This is a genomic window from Vibrio sp. McD22-P3 (genome assembly GCF_021568915.1).
In the GTDB taxonomy this organism is placed as follows: Bacteria; Pseudomonadota; Gammaproteobacteria; order Enterobacterales; family Vibrionaceae; genus Vibrio; species Vibrio mediterranei.
Genome location: NZ_JAKGTN010000003.1, coordinates 1 through 25,020, shown reverse-complemented (window position 1 = coordinate 25,020; position 25,020 = coordinate 1). Strand labels below are relative to the sequence as shown.

Here is a 25,020-nt window from a genome sequence, read left to right as displayed (position 1 = left end):
GCGTCATGTTATCACTTATTGAACAAATCAAATCTGGTTCTCTTTGGGATTTCCCCGGTGGCGTACACCCACAAGAAAACAAGAAACAATCCAACCAAAGCTCTATCGCCAAGGCAAATATTCCAAATGAGTTAGTGATTCCACTCAAACAGCATATTGGTAAACCAGGCGATATATTAGTAACTGTGGGTGAGCGTGTCTTGAAAGGACAACCTCTCAGCCAAGTCAATGCAGCATTTATGCTGCCGATTCACGCGCCAACATCTGGAACGATAAAGGCCATTGAACCGCGCACTATTGCACATCCTTCAGGTTTGAGCGACCTATGCATTGTTATCGAAGCTGATCAACAAGACGAATGGTTCGATCTCAACCCATGTGATAGTTATCTTGATGAGCTACCAGAGTCCTTGATAGAGCGAATCCGCTTAGCGGGTATTTCTGGTATGGGCGGCGCAGGTTTTCCAACTGCAAGAAAAATCCAGTCTGGCTTACAACGCACTGAGATTCTAATTCTCAACGCGGCCGAATGTGAGCCCTATATCACTGCTGATGACCGCTTGATGCAAGATAAGGCGCAGGAAGTCATTGAAGGTATTAAGATCCTCAATCACATTCTCAAACCAAAGCTGACAATCATTGGTATTGAAGACAATAAGCCTGAAGCCATTAAAGCTCTGGAGCAAGCAGCGACAGATGAAGATATCGTCATTCGAGTCATTCCAACTAAATATCCATCTGGTGGCGAAAAGCAGCTCATTAAAATACTTACCAACCTGGAAGTCCCTGTAGGCGGTATTCCTGCTGATATTGGTTTGATGGTGCAAAATGTTGGCTCGGCTTACGCAATCAAACGTGCTGTTTGCGATGGTGAGCCTTTGATTGAGCGCGTTGTTACTTTAACAGGGAAAACCTTTAAACAACCACGTAATGTTTGGGCATTGATCGGCACTCCTGTGCAATCTTTATTGGATCAATTTGGTTACAAAGCCGATAAAAAATCTCCACGCTTAATTATGGGCGGCCCTATGATGGGCTTCACATTGCCTCATGCGAATGTGCCAATTACTAAAACAGCGAACTGTATTCTAGCTCCGACTTATCGAGAGATTGATCCTCGTTCACATGAAATGTCATGCATTCGTTGTAGTCAATGCGCAGAAGCTTGTCCTGCGTCCTTGTTACCTCAGCAGTTACAGTGGTACGCGAAATCTCAAGAATACGATAAGTGTGAAGAGTTAAACCTCAAAGATTGTATCGAATGTGGAGCGTGTGCTTTTGTTTGTCCAAGTGAGATCCCTTTAGTTCATTACTATCGCCAAGCTAAAGCCGAAATTCGTACTCGAAAACAAGAGTCTGAGGCAGCAGAACGAGCCAAAGTTCGATTTGAAGAGAAGAAAGCACGTCTAGAGCGTGATAAAGCTGATCGAGAAAACCGCTTCAAGAAAGCCGCTGACGACCGCCGCAAACAGATGAAATCATCTGGCGGCGATGATGCCATCGCTGCTGCGATTGAACGCGTAAAAGCACAGAAGTCCACTTCTGCAACGAATGAAGTTAAGCCTGCAGTTGCCGCAGCCATAGCTCGAGCCAAGGCTAAACAAGCGGAAGCCGCTAAACAAGGACAAACAGATCCAGACAATTCCGAAATGGCCAAGTTGCGAGAAGAGCGTAAACGCTTGGCTAGAGAGCGAAAAGCAAATAAGCCAGCTGAAGCGGATAATGTACAAAACTTAGACAATACTGAGCAAGACCCTAAAAAAGCGGCTATTGCCGCTGCATTAGCAAGAGCAAAAGCGAAGAAAGCAGCTCAACAGTTACAAGCTGAAGAATCATCAGGTGAAGAGTCTCAGACGTCGAAAAAAGACGCTGTTGCCGCTGCAATTGCACGTGCTAAAGCAAGGAAACAAGCCGCAACTGAAGCCGAGCCGGAAACTCAAGATACCGATGCGCCTGCTGAAGACGATCCGAAAAAAGCTGCCGTTGCTGCCGCTATTGCTCGTGCTAAAGCGCGTAAGCAAGCCACAGTAGAAACTGAGCCAGAGGCTCAGGACGCCGACGCACCTACTGAAGAAGATCCAAAAAAAGCTGCCGTTGCTGCCGCTATTGCTCGTGCTAAAGCGCGTAAGCAAGCCGCTGTCGAAACCGAGCCAGAAACTCAAAACACCGATGCGCCTGCTGAAGACGATCCGAAAAAAGCTGCCGTTGCTGCCGCTATTGCTCGTGCTAAAGCGCGTAAGCAAGCCGCTGCCGGAACAGAACTTGAAACTCAAGACGCCGACGCACCTACTGAAGACGATCCGAAAAAAGCTGCCGTTGCTGCCGCTATTGCTCGTGCTAAAGCGCGTAAGCAAGCCGCTGTCGAAACCGAGCTAGAGGCTCAAGACGCCGACGCACCTACTGAAGACGATCCGAAAAAAGCTGCCGTTGCTGCCGCTATCGCTCGTGCTAAAGCGCGTAAGCAAGCCGCTACCGGAACAGAGCCTGAGGTTCAAAGTGAGGACGAGCCTGCTGTGGATGACCCCAAAAAAGCGGCAGTTGCAGCCGCAATTGCACGCGCAAAAGCGAGAAAAATTGAAAAAGAACAAAATAACAAGGAGAACAACTAGTGTCTTTCTTTATTGCTAGCTCTCCACATGCGCACAGTCGTAAACGCACTCCAGATCTAATGAAAGGTGTGGCGCTTTGTGCGTTGCCAGGTCTGATAGCGCAAACATACTTTTTTGGTTGGGGCACCGCTATTCAACTGTGTTTAGCGATCATCGTCGGCTTGATGCTCGAAGCGATCGTAATGCTGTTTCGTAAGCGCTCTCCAATCTCTGCTCTTCGTGACTACAGTGCGCTCGTCACGGCTTGGTTATTGGCAATTGCGATACCGCCACTCTCTCCTTGGTGGGTGTTAGTCATCGGCTTAGTATTTGCCATTATAATTGCTAAGCATTTATATGGCGGCATAGGACAAAACCCGTTCAACCCAGCGATGGTAGCCTATGTTGTTCTTCTGATTTCCTTCCCGGTTGAAATGACTAGTTGGATTACGCCTCATTCACTCTCCAGTGAACCTGTTACTTTCACCGATGCATTCTCGCTCATTTTCTCGGGTTTTGATGCTGACGGGTATTCATTACAGCAAATTCGTACTGGTATTGATGGTATTACCATGGCGACACCACTTGATGCTTTCAAAACGGGTATTAAAAATGGCAATACTATCGCGGAAGTCGTTCAGCAGCCTATATTTGGCGGTCTAGCAGGTATTGGTTGGGAGTGGGTGAACCTTGCTTATTTGGCGGGTGGCCTTATCTTACTTAAGCTACGAATCATTCAGTGGCACATTCCTGTTGCTATTCTTGCCTCGTTAACCGTAATTAGTGGTCTATTCATGCTGTTTACACCAGGCGCGACGGCATCACCAATATTACACCTGTTATCTGGTGCAACCATGCTTGGGGCATTCTTTATTGCTACTGACCCAGTATCAGCCTCAACAACAGTAAAAGGCCGATTGATATTTGGTGCATTTATCGGCGTGATGATCTTCGTGATCCGTACTTGGGGCGGCTTCCCTGACGGTGTCGCCTTCGCTGTTTTGCTAGCGAATATGTGCGTTCCGCTCATAGACTATTACACTAAACCAAGAACTTATGGACATTAATCACCATGTTGAATGCAATTAGAAAAAATGGCTTAACTTTGGCTATCTTTGCCTGTGCTTCAACAGGGGTAGTCGCTGTTACGCAGTATCTAACCAAAGATCAGATCGTTCGCCAAGAGAGAGCACAACTTCAAGCGACGCTTAATGAAGTTATCCCGCATGAACTGCATGATAATGAACTTTACGCATCTTGTACTTTGGTGAGTGATCCGGCTCTTGGAACAACACAGCCACAGCCGGTCTATATCGCGACCATTAATAATGAACCCAAAGCCATGGCTATTGAGGCAATAGCACCTGATGGCTACAATGGCGCAATTAAGATCATTGTTGGTATGGATATCGAAGGCACGATCCTAGGTACACGCGTTCTGGCTCACCAAGAAACACCTGGACTAGGCGATAAAATCGACCTAAGAATTACCGACTGGGTGCTTGGCTTTACAGGCAAGCAAGTCACAGAAGCTAATCAGTCACAGTGGGCCGTGCGAAAAGACGGTGGTCAATTCGATTCTTTCACTGGCGCTACTATTACACCACGTGCCGTCGTTAAGGCTGTGAAGAATACAGTAAACTACGTGAACACCCATCGCGATAAGATATTAAACCAACCACTAAATTGTGGAGGTGAAGAGTGAGTACTTCTAAAGAGTTGTTAAAAAATGGTCTATGGAGTAATAACCCAGCGCTAGTTCAACTGCTTGGCTTATGCCCTCTTCTTGCAGTGTCATCTACAGTGACGAACGCATTGGGCCTTGGCCTTGCGACCTTAGCGGTGCTAGTAGGCTCTAACGTGACCGTTTCTCTGATCAGAGACTACGTCCCCAAAGAAGTTCGAATCCCTGTCTTTGTAATGATCATTGCCGCGCTAGTTACCTGCGTTCAGCTATTAATGAACGCGTACGCTTATGGACTGTATCTATCCCTCGGTATTTTCATCCCTCTTATTGTGACCAACTGCATTATTATTGGACGAGCAGAAGCGTTTGCCTCAAAGAATGCGGTGCTACCAGCGGCACTTGACGGTTTGTGGATGGGGCTAGGCATGACTTCAGTACTGGTCGTTCTTGGTGCTATGCGCGAACTTATCGGCAACGGTACTCTATTTGATGGTGCTGATTTGTTATTGGGGCCTTGGGCGGCGGCGCTTCGTATCGAAGTATTCCAATTTGATAGCCAGTTCTTACTCGCCTTATTACCACCAGGCGCATTTATCGGGGTTGGCTTTCTCATAGCTCTGAAAAATGTTATTGATAAGCAAATAGAGCTTCGTCAACCGAAACAAGAAAAACAGCAGATAGAACGCGCTCGTGTAACGAACTAATCACCAACCATAACAAGCCCAAGACTTTGCTAATCTTGGGCTTTTAATCACCGGAAGAACCCACTACTTTTGGGAAGAGCTAAGTCAGCCAATGAATAATATAAAAAGAAGAGAAATCCTCGAACGACTTCGAGAAAACAACCCAAAGCCAGAGACTGAGCTCAATTGGAACTCCCCATTTGAGCTACTTATCGCTGTTTTACTCTCTGCTCAAGCAACCGATGTTAGCGTCAATAAAGCGACCGATAAGCTCTATCCCGTCGCTAATACACCTGAAGCAATGCTCGAATTGGGTGTGGATGGCGTAAAGGAATACATTAAAACTATCGGCTTGTTTAACTCTAAAGCAGAGAATGTCATCAAGACTTGCCAAATCCTAGTTGACCAACACAATAGCGAAGTCCCAGAAAACCGCGAAGCGCTAGAAGCTCTGCCAGGTGTTGGGCGTAAGACCGCTAATGTGGTACTAAACACTGCGTTTGGCTGGCCTACCATTGCTGTAGACACCCACATTTATCGTGTCTCAAATCGAACCAAATTTGCGATGGGCAAAACGGTGGATGATGTAGAACACAAGTTGCTAAAAGTTGTACCAAAAGAGTTTAAACTAGACGTTCACCACTGGCTGATCCTTCACGGACGTTACACATGTGTCGCTCGAAAACCGAGATGTGGTAGCTGCATTATTGAAGATCTTTGTGAGTTTAAAGAAAAAGTCTATCCAGAGAATTAAAAACAAAGGAGCAATGTTATGTCTAACGGTCGTATCCTTCACACCATGCTACGCGTGGGTGATTTAGACAAGTCAATTTCTTTCTATACCGACGTTATTGGAATGAAGTTGCTACGTAAAAACGAAAATACTGAGTATAAATACACTTTAGCGTTTTTAGGGTTTGGTGACGAGTCAGAAGGCGCAGTAATTGAGTTAACCTACAACTGGGGCGTGACTGAATACGATCTGGGCAGCGCTTACGGTCATATCGCTATTGGTGTCGATGATATCTACAGTACTTGTGATGCGATTAAAGCAGCAGGCGGTAACGTCACTCGTGAGCCAGGTCCTGTGAAAGGTGGTACCACTCAAATTGCATTTGTAAAAGACCCTGATGGCTACATGATTGAGCTTATTCAGAACAAACAAGCAAGTGCAGGTTTAGAGGGATAACCTCTACTCTTTCACCATGCCTCTAGTAAAACGCCAGCTTAGTTCGCTGGCGTTTTTTTCCTATCAAAACTAAACTTCGGTACGCCCGAAAGAAATCACCACGCGCTGATTCTTCGCTTTACCTATTGGAGAAGAATTGTCGGCAACAGGACGACGTTTCCCATAGCCTTGAACTTGAATACGGTCTTTAGGTAGTCCCAGTGACTGGAAATAGTCTTGCAGAATCGATGCGCGTTTATCAGAAAGTTGTTGGCTCTCACCTTTGGAATCCGAAGAATCCGTATAGGTCGAGACAAGAACCAAATCGATATCTTGATTGTATCGAACGTACTCGGCGATTTGCTCAAGCCTATGTTGGGAAGTCTTATTCAGCTGTTCACTATTGCGGTCATAATGTAAAATCGTGAATGAAATGTCTTCGAAGCTGTAAGGTAATAGATTGGCAATACAGTCACTAAAGACATTGTATTTGGCTTGGAATAAAACCGAAGACAACGAGACCTCGATTCGCTCATCTCTACTTTGCCAATCTTGATAACTGAAAGTTGGATAGCGTCCTTTTTCTAGCTCACTCAATATACTCCAAGCAGCCTGTCCACCGACATACCCATCAAACTGCTTAAAGAACTGTAGGTTAGTAATTCTGTCGGCACTGTCACCCGGTCTCCATGGAGGTGGCAAAGACACCAAACTCACATTTCGAGTTTCGCCCATAGAGCGGCGCATTTTTAATTCAAAATCCAGATTCATCTTCTTGCTTGCACGTGCGATGAACTCAGCGTCACCGAAATTAGGAATCGGATGAACAAGTCGGCATTCTAGCGGAGAATTACTGACCATTTCCCATTGTGACTGTGTTGGTGTTGCCACATAACGTTTCTCAATTGCCGCATTGGCCGCAGTAGCAGTCATAATAGGCAACAGTGATAGTGTTAGTAAGGCTTTTAATTTCATACAGTTAAGTAACTCTTTTGCAATATACGCGACGGCACAGTTTTGCCGCTCTACGTGCTAGATGGATCTCCACATCAGTTACTGCAAAAACCTCGCCATGTTATCAGCTCAATTCACCAACATACGTTTCCTCTGCGTCTTTGTTCAACTTGTTCCCTTTCATGGTTTGATAAATAGTCATGAATCTTAGCCAAGCATGATTTTTCAAACTTTGTCTGCGAAAATTAAATGACTCGTCTGGTTTTTTATAGTTGGATAATCTGCAATAATGCTGCCTTCGTCACACTAGAAAACTCTGAAATGACCGTAGAAAACGAAGCACTCACCCTAAAAAAGCGATTCCGTGGCTATTTTCCCGTCGTCGTTGACGTTGAGACCGCAGGTTTCAATGCTAAGACCGATGCGTTATTGGAGATTTGCGCAATCACTTTAACCATGGACGACCAAGGAAACTTGCAGCCTGCTTCCGTCTTGCACTTTCACATAGAACCATTTGAAGGCGCTAACCTAGAGAAAGAAGCACTGGAATTTACAGGAATTCGCGACCCATTTAGTCCGCTTCGAGGTGCTGTGCCTGAACAGGAAGCACTTAAAGAAATCTACAAAGTCATTCGAAAAGAGCAAAAGCAACATGATTGCAGCCGAGCTATCATGGTGGCTCACAATGCTAATTTTGATCATAGTTTTGTTAGTGCAGCGAATGACCGCGCTAAACTTAAGCGCGTTCCCTTCCACCCGTTTGCCACTTTCGATACAGCCACTTTAAGTGGTTTAGCTTATGGTCAAACGGTATTGGCAAAAGCTTGTAAAGCCGCAGGTATGGAGTTTGACAATAGAGAGGCTCACTCCGCCCTTTATGACACTCAAAAGACGGCTGAGCTATTTTGTCGAATCGTCAACAAATGGAAAGCGCTTGGTGGCTGGCCTATTGTTGATGAACAAGCCCAAAAATAAATAAACACAACTTTTAGAGATTAATATGAATCCTGTCGTTATTTCCGTTTGCATCATGCTGGTTTTGGCCCTGATGCGAGTTAACGTTGTCGTTGCGTTAACATTCAGTGCCATTGTTGGCGGTGTCGTGTCTGGTATGTCATTAACTGAAGCTGTGAGCGCCTTTGAAGGTGGCTTGGGTGGTGGTGCAACCATCGCGCTAAGCTACGCGATGCTTGGTACCTTTGCCGTGGCTATTTCAAAGTCTGGTATTACTGACCTGTTAGCTCAAAGTGTTATTAAGCGTATTCACGGCAAAGAAAGCTCTGCTTCAACTACTGGCCTAAAATATGCGGTACTTGCAGCACTCATTCTCGTTACCATGTCTTCGCAGAACATTATTCCTGTTCACATCGCCTTTATCCCAATTTTAATTCCACCTCTATTGGGCGTTTTTGCTAAGTTAAAGCTCGACCGCCGACTGGTAGCATGTGTGTTAACTTTTGGTTTGGTGACTCCTTATATGGTGTTACCTGTTGGTTTCGGTGGCATTTTCCTAAACAACATTTTGCTAAAGAACCTTCATGACAACGGTTTGGAATCAGTGACAGCGGCACAAGTACCAATGGCAATGCTTCTTCCTGCTGCCGGTATGATCACTGGCCTTCTATTTGCTATTTTCTTTAGTTATAGAAAACCTCGTGAGTATGCTGAAACAGAGATGACTCAAATCGATGAAGAGCCAACACATATTAATAAGAAAAACATAGCTGTAGCCATTGCTGGTATCGTCGCAGCGCTTGCTGTTCAGTTAACGTCTGGTTCTATGATCATTGGGGCACTTGCAGGTTTCATGGTGTTCACGTTTGGTGGTGTTATCGCTTGGAAAGAAACCCAAGATGTGTTCACTAAGGGTGTTCACATGATGGCAATGATTGGCTTCATCATGATTTCAGCTGCTGGATTTGCCGCAGTAATGAAACAAACGGGCGGCGTAGAATCTTTAGTGGCAGCGCTATCAACAAGTATTGGCGACAATAAGCCACTAGCTGCTTTGCTTATGCTTATCGTCGGTTTGCTAGTTACTATGGGTATCGGTTCTTCATTCTCAACCATCCCAATTATCGCTACTATCTATGTGCCTCTGGCACTGGCATTTGGCTTCTCACCAATGGCAACAATTGCTCTAGTTGGTACCGCTGCGGCCCTTGGTGATGCAGGCTCTCCAGCTTCTGACTCAACCCTAGGTCCAACCTCGGGATTGAATGCCGACGGCCAACACGAACACATTTGGGAAACTGTTGTTCCAACCTTTATTCACTACAACATCCCACTGATTATTTTCGGTTGGATTGCAGCCATGGTTCTGTAACAACATCAGATACGAAAAAGGCTTGGTCATTGACCAAGCCTTTTTTATTTCTGTCATCACTCAATAAAGAGAAATGATTGAAGATAACGCGTTACGCTTCTTCTTCACCAGCGTTACGTGCAGCCGCTTCTTTAATTAGTGGTTGTAGTTCACCCTTTTGGAACATTTCCATAATGATGTCACAGCCACCAATTAGTTCACCTTCAACCCATAGTTGTGGGAACGTTGGCCATTGTGCGTACTTAGGCAGTTCAGCGCGAATATCTGGGTTTTGTAGAATGTCTACGTAGGCAAATTTTTCACCACAACCCATTAGTGCTTGAGCAGCTTGAGAAGAAAAGCCACAGCTAGGCAATTTAGGTGAACCCTTCATGTAAAGAAGAATTGCGTTTTCTTCAATTTGCTGTTTGATTTTATCGATAGTTTCCATTGCTTCCTCGAAATGCTTTTACTGCGGATATGGTCACATTCTAGCGAATCGCCACAGAATAAAAAGCACAATAATTATGTGGTTATACTATTGTAGCTAAGATGTGATGCAACCGACTCTAATCTTAGCTACCTGAGTTTGGTTTTTAATAAGTCATAACAATAAATTTTCTTGAGAACTCTTTTAATAAAGTAAAAACTTGCTAAAATAGCAAGCAGTCAGTCAACACCCGACTCAATAATAAATATCTTGGAAGCAATCAGGGTAAAAACCCGCTAATAATCAATGGAGAAGCGAGCAATGGCATTCGAACTACCAGCACTTCCTTACGCAAAAGATGCTCTAGAACCACATATCTCAGCAGAAACTCTGGACTACCATCACGGTAAGCACCACAACACTTACGTTGTTAAACTAAACGGCCTAATTCCAGGTACTGAGTTTGAAGGTAAAACACTAGAAGAGATCGTTAAGACTTCAACTGGCGGTGTTTTCAATAACGCAGCTCAGATTTGGAACCACACGTTCTACTGGCACTGCCTAGCGCCAAACGCTGGCGGCGAACCAACAGGTGCGGTTGCTGATGCAATCAACGCTGCATTCGGCTCGTTCGAAGAGTTCAAAGCTAAGTTCACTGATTCGGCAATCAACAACTTCGGTTCTTCATGGACTTGGTTAGTTAAGAAAGCTGACGGTTCTCTAGATATCGTGAACACTTCAAACGCAGCGACTCCACTAACAGAAGAAGGTGTGACTCCACTACTAACTGTAGACCTGTGGGAACACGCTTACTACATCGATTACCGTAACCTTCGTCCAGACTACATGAATGGTTTCTGGGCTCTAGTTAACTGGGCATTCGTAGAAGAAAACCTAGCTAAATAATCGGATCGATAACTGATTACTCTAAAGGCCTGCTTTCGCAGGTCTTTTTTTATGGTAACCGCCAATTATTGCTAAAGCCCCCTGTTCTCATGCCGATAAAGAAAGAGTCATGAGGGGTATATATGCAAATTCATAGCTTAGACAAAGCGAATTTAATCAACGAACTACAATGTGGTACGTCGCTTTGCCGTGCCGTAGAACAAGGTAGACGCGCTGACTTCGCATTAATGCTATCTATGTTCAGTCATGACTGCCGTGAAACCAGCGTCATTGAGGATATCGATACTGCTATAGCGGACGAAACAGTATTGCGCCAATGCTTCAATGTCCCTACTGCTCAGAAACTTCAGGGGGATTTGGATGATTATCAAACCTCAGCGGCAATTGCTAATCAATTCCACCAAGGTGGCCTGGCAAGCGCAAAACTTCAGCATTACAGCACACCTGAACCGCTAAACTACCAGCCAACAGATACCAAAGGTCTCAGTGAAGAAGTCTATCAAAATCTGTCAGGACATACGCGCCGACAGTTGGCTCAAGGGTCTGTTACTACCCCAAATATAGATTACTTATATAACCACCTTTCCACCGCCTACCGTAAAGATACGTTAGCCATCCAAGCTTAACCACACTTTATAAGTGGTTACCAATGTAATCTTGTCCACTTTTTCCGTACACAATGTGATATGTGGCAGAAATAACCCTTTCGTTTAGCACTTTTCTAGAAAAGTTTGAAGTTATTCACATTTGATTCACAGTTTTTCTACCAAGTTATTAATTCAGGGGAATGCCTTTTTGGCTAAATCTATCCGAAACCGACACTTTCGGGGTAACTATGATCATTAAAAATTCAGTTGTACTTATCACATCCGCAGGGACTAGCTTGGGAGCAATGATTGCGTTGCACTTTGCTAAACTTGGTGCCCGTATTGTTCTGTGCGATGTGAATCCATCTTCATTACTGGCTACTTACCGGCGTTGCCTCGAACTTACCGAGCTTGTCGATATGGTTGAGATTGAGGATATATCGTTAGATTCGGTAGAATCTCTGTTCAATGTGATTGAGTCAAAAACTGGTCGATCTCCTGATGTCCTGGTTAATCATTGGACGTCACTCCCACAACAATCCTTAACAGGAAGTTCATCAAACTCAAGCTTTATTCAAAAATTCTCTATGCTCGCCTCCAGTCTATTTATGTTTGGACAAGTGGCAGCGGAGCGCATGGCTATTCACCAATCTGGTGTGATAGTCAATGTGGTCGCGCAAGAGCCAGATCAGCATCATAGTGATTTGGATAACACGACGTCGATGGTGACCGGGTTTACCAAAAGTTGGGCGAAAGAACTAAAAGCACACAATGTACGTGTTGGAGGTGTCATTCCGGTCACAACGCATAACTATCACATTGCCACAAATTGGTCAGAAGTGCAGGACGAGCTAACGAGAACAACGGAATACATAGTGAGTAATGATTATTTCAGTGGTCGAGTTGTAAGCACTGAAGCATAACCGTGCACAGGTTCGAGTAACGCCATAAGTAGGGACTCTTTGAAAACCGGATAAAAAAAGCCCCTTCATTTCTGAAGGGGCTTTATCATTTTTCCCGATTTAGATTTCGTGCTAGCGAAAATCTACAACTGAATTAAGCTTCAGCTTTCTCTTTTTTAGCTTTAGCTGCTGGCTTAGCTTCTTGGTCTGCTTTCTTCTTGATAACAGTCGTACCTTCGAAAGTTTCACCTTCAACGAATGCTTTACCGTAGTATGCCGCTTTCAGAACTTCTTTAAGCTCAGAGATTAGAGGGTAGCGTGGGTTCGCACCAGTACATTGGTCATCGAACGCTTCAACCGCTAGCTCGTCAAGCTTCGCTAGGAAGTCAGACTCAGCTACACCTGCAGCTTGAATAGAAGCTGGGATGTCTAGGTCTTGCTTAAGCTCTTCCATCCATGCTAGCAGACGTTCAATCTTCTGAGCAGTACGGTCACCAGCTTGGCTTAGGCCTAGGTGGTCAGCTACTTCAGCGTAACGACGACGTGCTTGTGGACGGTCGTACTGAGAGAACGCAGTTTGCTTAGTTGGGTTGTCATTAGCGTTGTAACGAACAACGTTAGAGATTAGTAGTGCGTTCGCCAGACCGTGTGGTAGGTGGAACTCAGCACCAATCTTGTGAGCCATTGAGTGACAAACACCTAGGAAAGCGTTCGCAAATGCTACACCAGCGATAGTTGCCGCGTTGTGTACTTTTTCACGAGCGATTGGGTCATTTGCACCGTTCGCATAGCTTGAAGGTAGGTACTCTTTAAGCATCTTAAGTGCTTGTAGAGCCTGACCGTCAGAGTATTCGTTCGCTAGAACTGATACGTAAGCTTCTAGAGCGTGAGTTACTGCGTCGTAACCACCGAATGCTGTTAGAGACTTAGGCATGTTCATAACAAGGTTCGCGTCAACGATAGCCATGTTAGGAGTTAGTTCGTAGTCAGCTAGTGGGTACTTAGCACCAGTCTCGTCGTCAGTAACAACTGCGAATGGAGTAACTTCAGAACCAGTACCAGATGTTGTAGTGATACATACAAGCTCAGCTTTTTGACCCATTTTAGGAAACTTGTAGATACGTTTACGGATGTCCATAAAGCGCATTGCAAGCTCTTCGAAGTGAGTTTCTGGGTGCTCGTACATTACCCACATGATCTTAGCAGCATCCATCGGAGAACCACCACCTAGAGCGATGATTACGTCTGGTTGGAAGCTTTGCATTGCTTCTGCACCTTTCTTAACAACAGATAGCGTTGGATCCGCTTCTACGTCGAAGAAAGTTTGAACTTCCATGCCTTGAGCTTTAAGAAGCTTCACTACTTCATCACTGTAACCGTTGTTGAATAGGAAACGGTCAGTTACTAGGAATACGCGCTTCTTACCTTCTAGGTCGCTAAGAGCGATTGGAAGGCTACCACGACGGAAGTAGATAGACTTAGGTAGTTTGTGCCACAACATGTTTTCAGCTCGCTTCGCTACAGTTTTCTTGTTGATTAGGTGTTTAGGACCTACGTTCTCAGAGATAGAGTTACCACCCCAAGAACCACAACCTAGAGTTAGAGAAGGTGCAACGTTGAAGTTGTAAAGGTCACCGATACCACCGTGAGTAGTTGGGATGTTTACAAGGATACGTGCAGTCTTCATCTTGTCACCGAAGTAACGGATGCGGTCAGCGTTAACGTCTTGGTTTGTGTACAGACCAGATGTGTGACCGATACCACCGATTTCAACCATAGTTACTGCTTGAGCAACTGCGTCTTCGAAATCGTCAGCGCGGAATAGACCCAGAGTTGGAGATAGTTTCTCGTGAGCAAATGCGTCGTCGTAAGAAACTTTACCTAGACCTTCACCAACTAGAACTTTAGTGTCAGCTGGAACTTTAACGCCTGCCATTTCAGCGATAGCTGGAGCTGGTTGACCTACGATCTTAGCGTTAAGGTTACCGTCGATTAGAAGTACTTTACGTACTTTCTCAGCTTCAGCTTTGCTTAGAACGTATGCTTTGTGAGAAGCGAAACGCTCTTTAACTTCGTCGTATACAGAGTCAACAACGATTGCAGCCTGCTCAGAAGCACAAACTACGCCGTTATCGAACGTTTTAGACATAAGGATAGAAGCAACTGCACGTTTAACGTCAGCAGTTTCGTCGATAACTACAGGAACGTTACCTGCGCCTACACCGATTGCTGGCTTACCAGAAGAGTAAGCTGCTTTAACCATGCCTGGACCACCAGTTGCAAGGATAAGAGCGATGTCGTCGTGCTTCATAAGAGCGTTAGAAAGCTCTACAGACGGTTGGTCGATCCAACCGATGATGTCTTTTGGTGCACCTGCTGCTACTGCTGCATCTAGAACCAGTTTAGCTGCGTCGTTAGTAGAGTTCTTCGCACGTGGGTGTGGTGAGAAGATGATACCGTTACGAGTCTTCAAAGAGATTAGAGATTTGAAGATTGCAGTAGAAGTAGGGTTAGTTGTTGGTACGATACCGCAGATGATGCCTACAGGCTCAGCGATAGTCATGGTGCCTAGGTTGTCGTCTTCTTCAAGAATGCCACAAGTTTTCTCGTCTTTGTATTTGTTGTAGATGAACTCAGACGCAAAGTGGTTCTTGATAACTTTATCTTCAACGATACCCATACCAGACTCTTCTACCGCTTGTTGTGCAAGAGGGATACGAGCTTGGTTAGCTGCTAAAGATGCTGCGCGGAAAATCTTGTCAACTTGCTCTTGAGAGTAAGTTGCAAATTCTGCTTGTGCCGCTTTAACGCGTGCAACCATTGCATCTAGTTCAGCCATATTTGTTACAGGCATAATGAATCTCCTAAAATAAAAAAACTAAAAACTTTTTAGTAAGTTAGCTGTTTGCCATCAATAGTTACTCTTAGGTAACTCAACTCTACTTAGTAAATTGCTTTCATGGCTGAGTATAATATTTCAGGACGTGAAAAAAATTGACTCAGATCAGTTCTGAAAAGTAATTTACCTACTTAGTAGTAACCATTAAGGGTAATGCAAGGTAAGTAATTGTTTTATAATAATTATATTGAGTAAAATACTTAGCTCAAAATTACAGCAATCGAATGATTTTTTTAAATAAACTACAAATTTCTGTAAAAAAGTTTCATTTTTGTACAGATAAATCAAGTAAACCACCCTGCACGTGCTACAGCAAGTATATCCGCAGCCACCTCTAAAACCACCGACATCACATTTTTTTATCAAAAACGTGCTCGCGATAACAAATACGAAACAAGCTTCAATTCAGTTTGCTACTGGTATTGAAATTTATTTTCACATTCTATTCATAAATGCGACCAGCATCATTTGCCATTAGATTTTTTGTGGTTATTGAGTGACATATCGTTAGATTTTTTCATTCGCTTATCGACAAATGTTAGCGTACATTAGCGTCCTAAAATTGGGGACTCCAAGCCCATGTTATCCACCTCTTTCACATAGAGTATCGAGAAATGAGTAGTATCGAATTCGCTATTTATTTGCAGTTCTTCTTAGGTCTAGTTGCCGCAGTGAACCCTGTAGGAATCATGCCGGTTTTTGTGTCGCTAACTGGACATATGTCGCTCGAAGATAAAAACAAAACCGCAGCGACAGCCAATATTGCTGTCGCTATCATCTTGATCACCTCGTTGTTAGCAGGCCAAGTACTTCTTGATATGTTTAGTATCTCGCTAGACTCATTCCGCGTTGCAGGTGGTTTGCTGCTACTGAGCATCGCGTTTTCAATGATGTCGGGTAAGCTCGGTGAAGATAAGCAGAATAAACAAGAAAAATCGGAATATGTCAGCAAAGAGCAAATCGGCGTCGTTCCACTGGCAATGCCATTAATGGCGGGGCCTGGTGCGATAAGCTCTACTATTGTCTATGGCGCTCGCTACCCAGGAATGCTGGAAACAACGGGTATCATCATTACCATTATCGCTTTTGCTCTGTGTTCGTGGCTACTTTATCGCTCAGCGCCTTTAATCGTGCGTTTCTTAGGGCAGACAGGAATTAACGTAATCACCCGTATCATGGGGTTGATTCTCGGTGCATTGGGTATTGAGTTTATGGCAAATGGCCTTAAAGCTTTGTTCCCTGGTTTGGCTTAAATAATCTTTCAAGCCCCACTTTAATAAAGGTGGGGCTACCTTGCCGTCTGCCCTTAATCTCCGCTCTCCGAAACTAAGTCCCCTGCCCCTACACCTCACTTAGGTATATACTAGTTTTTAGTCGTTAACGAAATGTACTTGCTATGGAAAACAATCGGTTAAAGCATCAGCTTTACGTCATCATATTTGGCCATAATACCCGAGCGGGACGAGCGTTTGATATTGCGCTCATTATTGCCATTCTTCTTTCGCTCACAGTGTTAATCCTTCACTCAATCGAAGGGCTTGCGACAGAATGGGATCAAGAATTTCAACTACTCGAGTACTTCTTTACTGCATTATTTACAGTGGAATATATACTCCGGCTGTATTGTTCTCCAAAACCCAAAGCGTACGCCACAAGTTTTTACGGTGTGGTTGACCTCCTTGCCATTTTACCGACCTACCTAGCCCTTCTTTTTCCATCGGCTTCGTTTATGGGGGTAATCAGGCTGCTTCGAGTCATGAGAATATTCCGAATCTTAAAGCTCGTGCGCTATCTTCAAGATTCAAATATTTTGTTGCGTTCTCTACTCATGTCGAGACGTAAAATCTTTGTATTCTTCAGCACAGTAGCAATTCTAGTCACCATATTTGGTGCTTTAATCTTCGTTATAGAAGGCCCCGAGAATGGTTTTACTAGCATCCCACAAAGTATTTACTGGGCGATCGTCACTATAACGACGGTTGGCTACGGCGATTTGGTGCCAAGTACACCTCTTGGCAAAGCGCTGGCATCATTAACCATGCTACTCGGTTACTCTATTCTTGCAGTGCCTACTGGTATTATTACGGCGGAGCTAAATCAAGAAATGAAGACACATAGGAACCTGGTAAAGTGTCCAAATTGCTCAAAGGCGGGACACGAAAGTGATGCTTTGCACTGCAAGCACTGTGGCAGTGAACTTGCTCCACCAGACGAGCGTGTGACTGCCAGTTCAGAAGAATAATTTCCGCCCCCCCAATACCAAAAAAGCCCTCATCTAGAGGGCTTTTTTATTGTTCAATGCATTGATTACGATGCTTTTTCTGCAAGAATAATGCGCAGTGTACGGCGTAGCGGTTCCGCAGCCCCCCAAAGTAACTGGTCACCTACAGTGAACGCATTCAAGAAGTCATTACCCATCGCCATCTTTCTTAGACGACCAACAGGGATAGACATCGTGCCGGTAACTTTCGCCGGAGTTAGTTCTTGAGCGGTAATGTCACGCTCATTCGGGATAACTTTAACCCAGTCATTATGAGTGGCGATGATCTCTTCGATTTCATCCATTGGTACATCTTGCTTAAGCTTGATTGTGAGTGCTTGAGCATGACAACGCATCGCGCCGATACGAACACAAGTACCATCGATAGCAATTGGGTTGCCATCCGTACCAAGGATCTTGTTGGCTTCAACGCCAGCTTTCCACTCTTCTTTACTTTGACCGTTATCGCGTTTTACGTCGATCCATGGAATGAGAGAGCCAGCCAAAGGCACACCAAATTGATCCGTTGGGAAAGAAGACGAACGAATAGTCTCAGCCACTTTACGGTCGATGTCTAGAATCGAACTAGCTGGGTTTGCAAGCTCTGAAGAGACAGCATCATTAACTACACCCATTTGTGAAATAAGCTCACGCATGTTTTTGGCACCGGCACCAGAAGCCGCTTGGTACGTCATGGCACTCATCCATTCGACCATGCCTTTTTCATACAGGCCACCTAAACCAAGCAACATCAAGCTCACGGTACAGTTACCGCCAACAAAAGTGTTTGTGCCTTTAATTAGACCATCTTGAATCTGACCTAAGTTCACTGGGTCTAAAGTAATGATAGAGTCTTTGTCCATACGGAGAGTAGAAGCTGCATCAATCCAATAGCCTTTCCAACCAGCTTGACGTAATGCAGGATAGACTTTTTCTGTGTAGCTACCACCTTGACAGGTAATGACTGCATCAAGTTGTTTCAAGCTTTCGATATCAAAAGCATCTTGAAGCATACCGGCATCTTTGCCGAAGTTAGGGGCAGGGATACCTACTTGAGAGGTACTGTAGAATACTGGTTCGATAACGTCGAAGTCTTTTTCTTCGACCATACGCTGCATCAATACCGAACCAACCATGCCGCGCCAACCAACTAAACCTACTCTCATTGAATTACTCTCCGTGTGAATTTAAAAAAGGCTACTCCATCTATAAAATTTTCCGAGCCATAACACAAGAGCAAAGTAACAATAAGTGTGTCTTTTTTTAACTAACCCTACCAGTTTTGCTAATTTGAGAAGATTAAGTTGTAAAAAAGCCCCAATACGGGGCTTCTATAAATTTACGCGCTTGTTTTACTTTCTTTTCTTGCTTGAACCTTCTTACCAAGGATGTAACCAAGCCCGAGAGGCGCAAAAAAGATCACCAAAATAAACAAGATAAAGTAAACAATAGTGCTCTTAATCAGTTGGATAAGTTTTTCTACAGCTAACGTTACGACATCTTGAGAAATCTTGTCGAGGTCTTGAGCAAACAGTTCTCTCTCTTGATTAACGATAAGCGCAATTTCCTTCCGTTCACGTTCAACCATTTTAATTAACTCTTCACGCTCTCTCGCCACCATATCATCAAGGGCTTGTCTTTCCGCGCTTAACTGCGTCAACTTATCTTGAGTCTTAGCATCCAGATCATTGAGTAGTGGCTGCAATTCAATCGCCATCTTCTGCGCTAGATCTCTCATGTACTCTGGATTATTGTTAACAAAGTCCTGAAACGCGTCTGCACTTAATTGGAAGCTCTGGATAGCTCCTCGAATGTCATCACCATTTACGTTGCTATTTAATGCAATCAGCTGCGCTTTCCACGTCATTAGCTTTGGTGTTTGTTCCGACATAAGAGATAAACGGTCCGAGACATCCGATAGTGCTTCTGGCATGGTTCCAAGCGTTGTTGTAACTTCACTTTCGTCAATCCCCTGCGCTTTTAACCACTCACGATAAGCCGGTGTTCTAGAAAAAGTTAGATTTTCAAAAGGGTGTAACGCGGCAAATTTCTCGACAAACTCTTTGCTAGTTGCGTAGCTATCGCCTTTGAACAACGATTTTGCTAACTGATCAATTTCGCTGCTAAGTTGCTGAGACACTTGTTTAGCGTCATCACTTGTAAACAGAGCTTGACCATTACCTTGGTTGAAAAAGTTATTCATCTGGATCGTAAACACCCACGAATCGATCAACCCTGCAGTCGGCGAAACTTGATAAGCAGCTTGTTGTAGGCCCTCTTCTGCATGGATTTTCCAAAGTAACACGTACGATTGGTTCATCACGTCATTTTCAGGATACTGAGCCGCAAGTGAGTCCGCTGTTGATTCAACTTGGCTAAAAAACTCACGACTGTATTCTCGCGTCATCAAGCGCATATTCAATTCTTGCTTCGTCAGCGGGGTCGTTTGGCTATCGAGTTGAACCTCGAGAAGTGAGCAGCCAGAGAGAGCTACCATGAGCAGTAGTAAAAGAAAATTGCGAGTGGCGCGCAATGCGTTCATCAAAAAAGCCTCTGATCGTGAATAAATGTACAACACATCCATTATACTTCTAAAACACAAAGTTCTCGCTAAGTGTCAGTATTTTTGAGTGATTTTGACAAACTCTTTTCAAGGTGCATTTTCAGCCTTTAACCTAAATGCGTGAGAGCCTTAGGCTGTTTTCGCTAATTAAAAGTACTAGGTCGTCGATTTCGCAATGTAGGCCTGAGCTGACACTATCGCTTGCTGTAAATTATTGTCCAGCTCAGCGAGCACTGTTTCAGATAGTGTTTGACTCTCTTTCAAGCTTTTTTCCGCTACTGTCGCAACATTACGAAGTTCATCAGCAAAAATACTTCCAGAAACGCCTTTCAACGTATGAGCAATACGCGTGGCTTGTTCAATGTCGTCGGTTAAATGTTGTTGTAATCTTTCTGCATCTTGCGCGTGCTCTGAAACAAATACCCCCAATAGCAACAACATAGACTCTCGGTCACCGTCAAGAGTGTTCAACATCTTTGAGAAATCTATCGCCTCAGAAAGCTCCTTCCTTTGAACTGGAGCTTGCTGCTCAGTTTCTACCTCAGTCTCCACATTCAGCGCGGTTTTGGGTTGATTAGGCACGGCTTGTGATTCAATTTCCACAGCGAGTGCTAATTCAGGTTCTGAGATGTGCAGCTCCTGCTCAACCGAGCTTTCCGTCGCCAATGACTGGGTAGTAGGCTGCAATTGACTATCCTGAGCGACACGCATTGTCCGGATCGCAATTAGGATGATTAGAGCCATCGCGACAATACTTAGCATTACTATCATTAATATTTGATGATTAACGATAAGCTTAGATTGATCCGTTCTTTGAGAAAGCTCGCGCATCACCGGGTGATTTACAACTCGTTCGATTAGGAACTCAGTATTCGCAGATTGTGAGAGTAGTACCGATGCTTGAGAGTTCAGAGCTAATAGCTCCAACCTATCCTCTTCTGGTAGTTGATACGCCGCACGCTGAATTTCTTCTAGACGCAGATAGACTTGTCTTGGCTCGATAGATTCATTAAACAATGTGTCCAATACTACATAAGACAATTGATTACTTAGCGCTTTTGCACTTGCACTAAATGTTGGCGTTTGCTCGCTAACTCGCGCGATAAACTCATCAAGACGAGTTTCATCACTTGCAAGCAATTCTGCCTGCTCAACAAACCGTTCTAGCAAATATACAGTGTGTGATACGTCGGAAAGTAGATCTGAGCTGGTTAGAGATTTAAGTTGAATCGCTTGCGCATGTATTAACTGAATATCAAGCTCTATCTGTTCCGAAAACTTAGAGCGATAAGGTTGAGGGAGAAAGAGAGTCTGCTGCAGCTTATTGATACTAATGGATATCTCATCCATTAAATGGTTAATTTGATCTTCTTTAGAAGTCAGGTAAACGACAACCGAAATGGCCAGCGCCCACATCATGCCAATAATGGCAACGACAGTAAAAAGACGTTTATAAGAATTCAACAACCGTTCCCCTTCCTTGGTTCTTGCGATCTAAAAAGCGCTACACAAGGCAGCGCTTTCGTTATTTTATCGGTTCCGAGTCAACTGATCTCTGAGATTAGGAGGTGTCCCCTTGATCGTCAATGTATCAGTTTCTGGATCGTAAAATACGCGCTCACCCAGTAATAGACTATCAAAGCTTAAGTTCAGTCCACCACCTGCACCAACAAATTTTGTTAGCTTGCGAACTGTGGAGCGATCTGCTGGAAAACTGTCTTCAAGATCATAGCCTTGTTCTTGAGTGTAATCTAAAAAGCTCGCGCCTTCATTACTAGGTAACTCTCCGGACAGTTCTTTTATTTGAACTTCATCACCAGTCTTCAACTGATCACTGCAGTAATCAAAGACCTGCTTCTTGTAACTAACGGTTTCATCTTTATCAAGCTGAGCATCCGCACAATAATCCTCTACCGCTTGCATCAAAATGGTATTTTGCTGTTTAGTATCCAGCCCCACCTGTGCCTGCAAAAAGTCGAGGAAGAAGTCTGCTACTTTGCGACCTACCCTACCTTTGATGTAGGTGAGATAACGGTTAGAGCTTTTATCTAAGTCATAACTGGTTAGGTCAATGCGTGCTGCAATGTCCATCTTGGCGATATCGAGATAATCAATTGAACCGATGTTCAACCCTTCGGTTATTTGCAAGCTATTGTATGAAGGCAGCAAACCGATGAACAGATAGTCGGTTGCTAAAGACTGATACTGTGCCATTACCAAGGTACCCGCTTCTGCAAATGGGTATTTAGCTAACTCAGTTTTTAGTCGCTCGGCGCTGTCTTGCGAGAATGCGTAAAAGTCTTTATCACCTTTTAGCAGCTCACCCAGCCAAACTTGGAAGTCACTTTCTTGAGTGAAGGAACCAAATCCTTTTCCTGCTTTCGAATTAAATACGCGATGAAGCTCAGCAACAAGGCTCTCGGTTGAATTATCGTTTGGTAAAAGGGCCTCACGGTAATGAACAACCAGTTCTTCCTGCTCATTTATCGCCAACTGGTGTAAAATAACGTTAGATAGGTTCAAACTCATAGTGAAATTATTATCGTTGCTGTTTCGTTTGTGATGCAGAGTAGGGTATCATAAGCCGCTTTCATTATCATTAGCAGAGTCTTTATGCCAATTACATCTAAATATACCGATCAACAAGTTGAAGATATCCTTTCTGAAGTTGCAGCAGTGCTTGATAAGCATGGCGCAAGTGCAGAACTTTCACTTATGATTGCAGGCAATATCGCAACCAATGTCTTAAATCAGAACGTTGCTCCTTCACAACGCCAAGCAATTGCGGAAAAATTCTCTAAGGCTCTGATTTCTTCTCTAGAAACTAAAGACCAACACTAATCAACTACGGACAGAAAAAACGGCAGATGGTAGATAGCGAAAATTCATATGGTGAACGAGTCTCACGACTAGTCGGTTGGGGACACTGGTTTGCGTTCTTCAATATTATCGCAGCTATGTTGGTTGGCACGCGTTATATCGCCGCGTCGCCATGGCCAGATACACTGTTGGGGCAGATCTATCTGCTGACCTCGTGGATTGGGCATTTTGGCTTTTTAGTATTTGCCTTGTATCTTTTAGTGTTATTTCCGCTAACGTTTATTGTTCCTTCGCGCAAGCTCTTTAGGCTGCTTGCCGTTTGTTTCGCAACGTTCGGACTCACAGTCCTACTCATTGATACTCAAGCATACCAGTCAATCAACTTACACCTTTCTCCGGTGGTATGGGAGCTACTGTTCAATGACGAAAGTAGCCCGATAAGTTCGGACCTACAACATCTATTTATTGTGCTACCGCCAATATTCTTAGCGCAGTTGGCACTTTCAGAGTGGGTTTGGAAGAAACAACGTAAACTCTCCCACAAGCATGTCGGACGCCCACTCACGGCGCTGTTCTTCTTGTGCTTTATTTCTAGCCACCTGATTTTTATCTGGGCAGATGCTTATTTCTATAATCCAATTACCATTCAAAAAGCGAACTTCCCGCTTTCTTACCCAATGACAGCCAAGTCATTCATGGAAAAGCATGGTCTATTGGATAGAGAAGAATACCTTCAAAAATTGAAAGAGAATGAAGGTGCGGTAGACCTTGTTAGCTACCCATTAACAGAGATAGAGTTCAATCGTCGCTCAGAAAATTTAAACGTACTTGTCGTAAGCATTAATAACTTACGCAGCGATATGTTAACTGCGGAGACCATGCCTGTTAGTTATGGCTTTGCTCTAAACAACCAGAATTTCACTAATCACTATAGTTCTAGCAATGACGACTTTGGTGTATTTGGTTTGATGTATGGTCTGCCAAGTAGCTACGCAAGTAGCATCAAAGCTCAAGGGACTGCGCCTCTGTTTATGTCAATTCTTCGCGACCAAGGCTATAGTTTCAAACTCTATAGCGGTGATAATTTTGAAGATGATATTTATAGAGACACCATATTCCGCAAATTCCCTATGGTAGACCTAACCGTTCAGCAAGAAGGTGAAACGAACCCACCTGTCGTCTCTGACCTCACTGCCATCAAACGTTGGCAAGCTGATATTAAATCAGGGGCCGGAAAACCTTGGTTCAGCTACATAGAACTTACGACCGTTGATAACTTCGACGCCTATCAACCACAAGGCACTGACTTATCACCGGAACAGCAGTTTATTGCTGCTTATTCTGCTGCAGCGACAGCAGCGGATGGTGAGTTTGCTAAAATATTGCAAACAATCGCTGACCAAGGGTTGATGAACAACACCGTGATTATTCTTACGTCTAATCATGGCACTGAATTCAACGAAACGAAGACGCGCAGTTGGGGCTCTAATACCAACTACAGTCAATATCAACTTCGCGTTCCTATGGTAGTCCATTGGCCTGGAAAACTGGCTGCAGACTATACCCATATGACCAGTCACCTTGATCTCTCAGCAACCATCATGCAAGACTTAAGTGGCGTGTCCACGAATGTGAAAAACTACAGCAGTGGTCGTAACTTGTTTGATGAACGTAAACGTAAATGGATTATCGCAGGGGACACTAGAGAGCTCGCATTAATTACGCCGACAGATACTACTGTTGTCGATAAATTTGGTAACTACAGCTTATACGATCACAACTATCGTAAACTAGACGATAAGAATCCGAAGCTGCCGATACTGATGCAAGGCTTCACAGAACTACAACGTTTCTACGCAAAAAGTCAGTAAATCAAGGATTTAATAACTCTAGACTCTTGACCTAGAAAATCCTCTGGTTTAGATTAATCCCATCGGACTGTAGCGCAGCTTGGTAGCGCACCGTCATGGGGTGTCGGGGGTCGCTGGTTCAAATCCAGTCAGTCCGACCATATTCAAGCCCCTAGTGAAAACTAAGGGCTTTTTACTAGAGAAATGTTTAGTTTATAGACACCCAGACCTATTTTTTAATTCAAGTGCTTATAATTGCAGCAAACAGTTAAAATAAGGGTTTACAAACAGTAAGATGCCTATTATTATGCGCATCAACAACGGAGAGATGGCTGAGTGGTTGAAAGCACCGGTCTTGAAAACCGGCATACGTTAATAGCGTATCTAGGGTTCAAATCCCTATCTCTCCGCCACTTTT

The 25,020-nt window shown here is 44.1% G+C and carries 22 protein-coding genes and 2 tRNA genes; 17 read left to right on the top strand and 7 right to left on the bottom strand.

The genetic code is table 11. The annotated features are described in order from the left end of the window. Positions 1-5 precede the first annotated feature (5 nt). The 6 genes from rsxC (at position 6) to gloA (ending at position 6,147) form a co-directional block, all read left to right on the top strand. Positions 6-2,609 (top strand): electron transport complex subunit RsxC, encoded by a 2,604-nt coding sequence (rsxC, locus tag L2W36_RS04095; RefSeq protein WP_236109400.1) that lies wholly within the window; start codon positions 6-8, stop codon positions 2,607-2,609. Next, positions 2,609-3,655: an electron transport complex subunit RsxD gene (gene rsxD, locus L2W36_RS04090; RefSeq protein WP_038229508.1), complete on the top strand. Its 1,047-nt coding sequence runs from the start codon at positions 2,609-2,611 to the stop codon at positions 3,653-3,655. Before rsxC ends, rsxD begins: the two co-directional genes overlap by 1 nt. Before the next feature lie 5 nt (positions 3,656-3,660). Next, positions 3,661-4,293 (top strand): electron transport complex subunit RsxG, encoded by a 633-nt coding sequence (gene rsxG, locus L2W36_RS04085; protein ID WP_038229505.1) that lies wholly within the window; start codon positions 3,661-3,663, stop codon positions 4,291-4,293. Beyond that, positions 4,290-4,979, top strand: coding sequence for an electron transport complex subunit E (locus tag L2W36_RS04080; RefSeq protein WP_171393971.1), 690 nt, complete (start codon positions 4,290-4,292; stop codon positions 4,977-4,979). Before rsxG ends, L2W36_RS04080 begins: the two co-directional genes overlap by 4 nt. 91 nt (positions 4,980-5,070) lie before the next feature. After that, the gene (gene nth / locus L2W36_RS04075) at positions 5,071-5,712 is read left to right on the top strand and encodes an endonuclease III (protein WP_006072937.1); all 642 of its coding nucleotides are present in this window, start codon (positions 5,071-5,073) and stop codon (positions 5,710-5,712) included. Positions 5,713-5,730: 18 nt separating this feature from the next. Continuing rightward, entirely contained in the window at positions 5,731-6,147 is a 417-nt protein-coding gene (gene gloA / locus L2W36_RS04070) for a lactoylglutathione lyase (protein WP_038229500.1), read from the top strand. 69 nt (positions 6,148-6,216) lie between these two features. Here gloA and motY read toward each other — a convergent pair whose 3' ends face one another. After that, positions 6,217-7,059: a flagellar protein MotY gene (motY, locus tag L2W36_RS04065; protein WP_370736765.1), complete on the bottom strand. Its 843-nt coding sequence runs from the start codon at positions 7,057-7,059 to the stop codon at positions 6,217-6,219. Between the two features lie 342 nt (positions 7,060-7,401). Here motY and rnt point away from each other — a divergent pair, with 342 nt between their 5' ends. Continuing rightward, complete coding sequence (rnt, locus tag L2W36_RS04060) at positions 7,402-8,055, top strand: ribonuclease T (RefSeq protein WP_236109531.1); 654 nt, start codon at positions 7,402-7,404, stop codon at positions 8,053-8,055. Between the two features lie 25 nt (positions 8,056-8,080). Further along, complete coding sequence (locus L2W36_RS04055) at positions 8,081-9,406, top strand: Na+/H+ antiporter family protein (protein ID WP_038229495.1); 1,326 nt, start codon at positions 8,081-8,083, stop codon at positions 9,404-9,406. 91 nt (positions 9,407-9,497) lie between these two features. On the opposite strand, the gene L2W36_RS04050 is transcribed toward L2W36_RS04055, so the two are convergent. Then, a complete protein-coding gene (locus L2W36_RS04050) occupies positions 9,498-9,836 on the bottom strand; it encodes a Grx4 family monothiol glutaredoxin (RefSeq protein ID WP_031493434.1) in 339 nt (112 codons plus the stop codon). Positions 9,837-10,136: 300 nt separating this feature from the next. Between L2W36_RS04050 and sodB the strand changes: the two genes are divergently transcribed. From sodB to L2W36_RS04035, 3 genes are all read left to right on the top strand, one after another. Further along, entirely contained in the window at positions 10,137-10,721 is a 585-nt protein-coding gene (sodB, locus tag L2W36_RS04045; protein ID WP_031493433.1) for a superoxide dismutase [Fe], read from the top strand. Between the two features lie 122 nt (positions 10,722-10,843). Beyond that, positions 10,844-11,347 carry a VC2046/SO_2500 family protein gene (locus tag L2W36_RS04040; RefSeq protein ID WP_236109399.1) on the top strand — a complete coding sequence of 168 codons (504 nt, stop codon included), beginning with the start codon at positions 10,844-10,846 and terminating at the stop codon, positions 11,345-11,347. Between the two features lie 209 nt (positions 11,348-11,556). After that, positions 11,557-12,231, top strand: coding sequence for an SDR family oxidoreductase (locus tag L2W36_RS04035; protein WP_038229491.1), 675 nt, complete (start codon positions 11,557-11,559; stop codon positions 12,229-12,231). A 133-nt stretch (positions 12,232-12,364) separates the two neighbouring features. Here L2W36_RS04035 and adhE read toward each other — a convergent pair whose 3' ends face one another. After that, positions 12,365-15,064: a bifunctional acetaldehyde-CoA/alcohol dehydrogenase gene (gene adhE, locus L2W36_RS04030; RefSeq protein WP_062457764.1), complete on the bottom strand. Its 2,700-nt coding sequence runs from the start codon at positions 15,062-15,064 to the stop codon at positions 12,365-12,367. A 659-nt stretch (positions 15,065-15,723) separates the two neighbouring features. Between adhE and L2W36_RS04025 the strand changes: the two genes are divergently transcribed. Together L2W36_RS04025 and L2W36_RS04020 are read left to right on the top strand one after the other, a co-directional pair. Then, positions 15,724-16,362, top strand: coding sequence for a YchE family NAAT transporter (locus tag L2W36_RS04025; RefSeq protein WP_006070066.1), 639 nt, complete (start codon positions 15,724-15,726; stop codon positions 16,360-16,362). A 143-nt stretch (positions 16,363-16,505) separates the two neighbouring features. Continuing rightward, positions 16,506-17,351, top strand: a complete 846-nt coding sequence (locus L2W36_RS04020; RefSeq protein ID WP_006070065.1) for an ion transporter — start codon at positions 16,506-16,508, stop codon at positions 17,349-17,351. Positions 17,352-17,416: 65 nt separating this feature from the next. Here the strand turns inward: L2W36_RS04020 and asd are convergent, their stop codons facing one another. The 4 genes from asd to yejK all read right to left on the bottom strand — a co-directional run bounded on the left by asd (position 17,417) and on the right by yejK (position 22,461). Continuing rightward, positions 17,417-18,535 (bottom strand): aspartate-semialdehyde dehydrogenase, encoded by a 1,119-nt coding sequence (asd, locus tag L2W36_RS04015; protein ID WP_006070064.1) that lies wholly within the window; start codon positions 18,533-18,535, stop codon positions 17,417-17,419. 173 nt (positions 18,536-18,708) lie between these two features. Then, positions 18,709-19,911: a chemotaxis protein gene (locus tag L2W36_RS04010; RefSeq protein WP_198558090.1), complete on the bottom strand. Its 1,203-nt coding sequence runs from the start codon at positions 19,909-19,911 to the stop codon at positions 18,709-18,711. 177 nt (positions 19,912-20,088) lie between these two features. Continuing rightward, the gene (locus L2W36_RS04005) at positions 20,089-21,396 is read right to left on the bottom strand and encodes an Hpt domain-containing protein (RefSeq protein WP_236109398.1); all 1,308 of its coding nucleotides are present in this window, start codon (positions 21,394-21,396) and stop codon (positions 20,089-20,091) included. Between the two features lie 66 nt (positions 21,397-21,462). Further along, positions 21,463-22,461 (bottom strand): nucleoid-associated protein YejK, encoded by a 999-nt coding sequence (gene yejK / locus L2W36_RS04000; protein ID WP_031494007.1) that lies wholly within the window; start codon positions 22,459-22,461, stop codon positions 21,463-21,465. Between the two features lie 84 nt (positions 22,462-22,545). Here yejK and L2W36_RS03995 point away from each other — a divergent pair, with 84 nt between their 5' ends. From L2W36_RS03995 to L2W36_RS03980, 4 genes are all read left to right on the top strand, one after another. Further along, a complete protein-coding gene (locus tag L2W36_RS03995) occupies positions 22,546-22,773 on the top strand; it encodes a YejL family protein (protein WP_006070060.1) in 228 nt (75 codons plus the stop codon). A 26-nt stretch (positions 22,774-22,799) separates the two neighbouring features. Continuing rightward, the gene (locus L2W36_RS03990; protein WP_236109397.1) at positions 22,800-24,623 is read left to right on the top strand and encodes a DUF3413 domain-containing protein; all 1,824 of its coding nucleotides are present in this window, start codon (positions 22,800-22,802) and stop codon (positions 24,621-24,623) included. A 63-nt stretch (positions 24,624-24,686) separates the two neighbouring features. Then, a tRNA-Pro gene (locus tag L2W36_RS03985) sits at positions 24,687-24,763 on the top strand. Between the two features lie 161 nt (positions 24,764-24,924). Further along, positions 24,925-25,015 (top strand) — tRNA-Ser (locus tag L2W36_RS03980). Positions 25,016-25,020 lie beyond the last annotated feature (5 nt).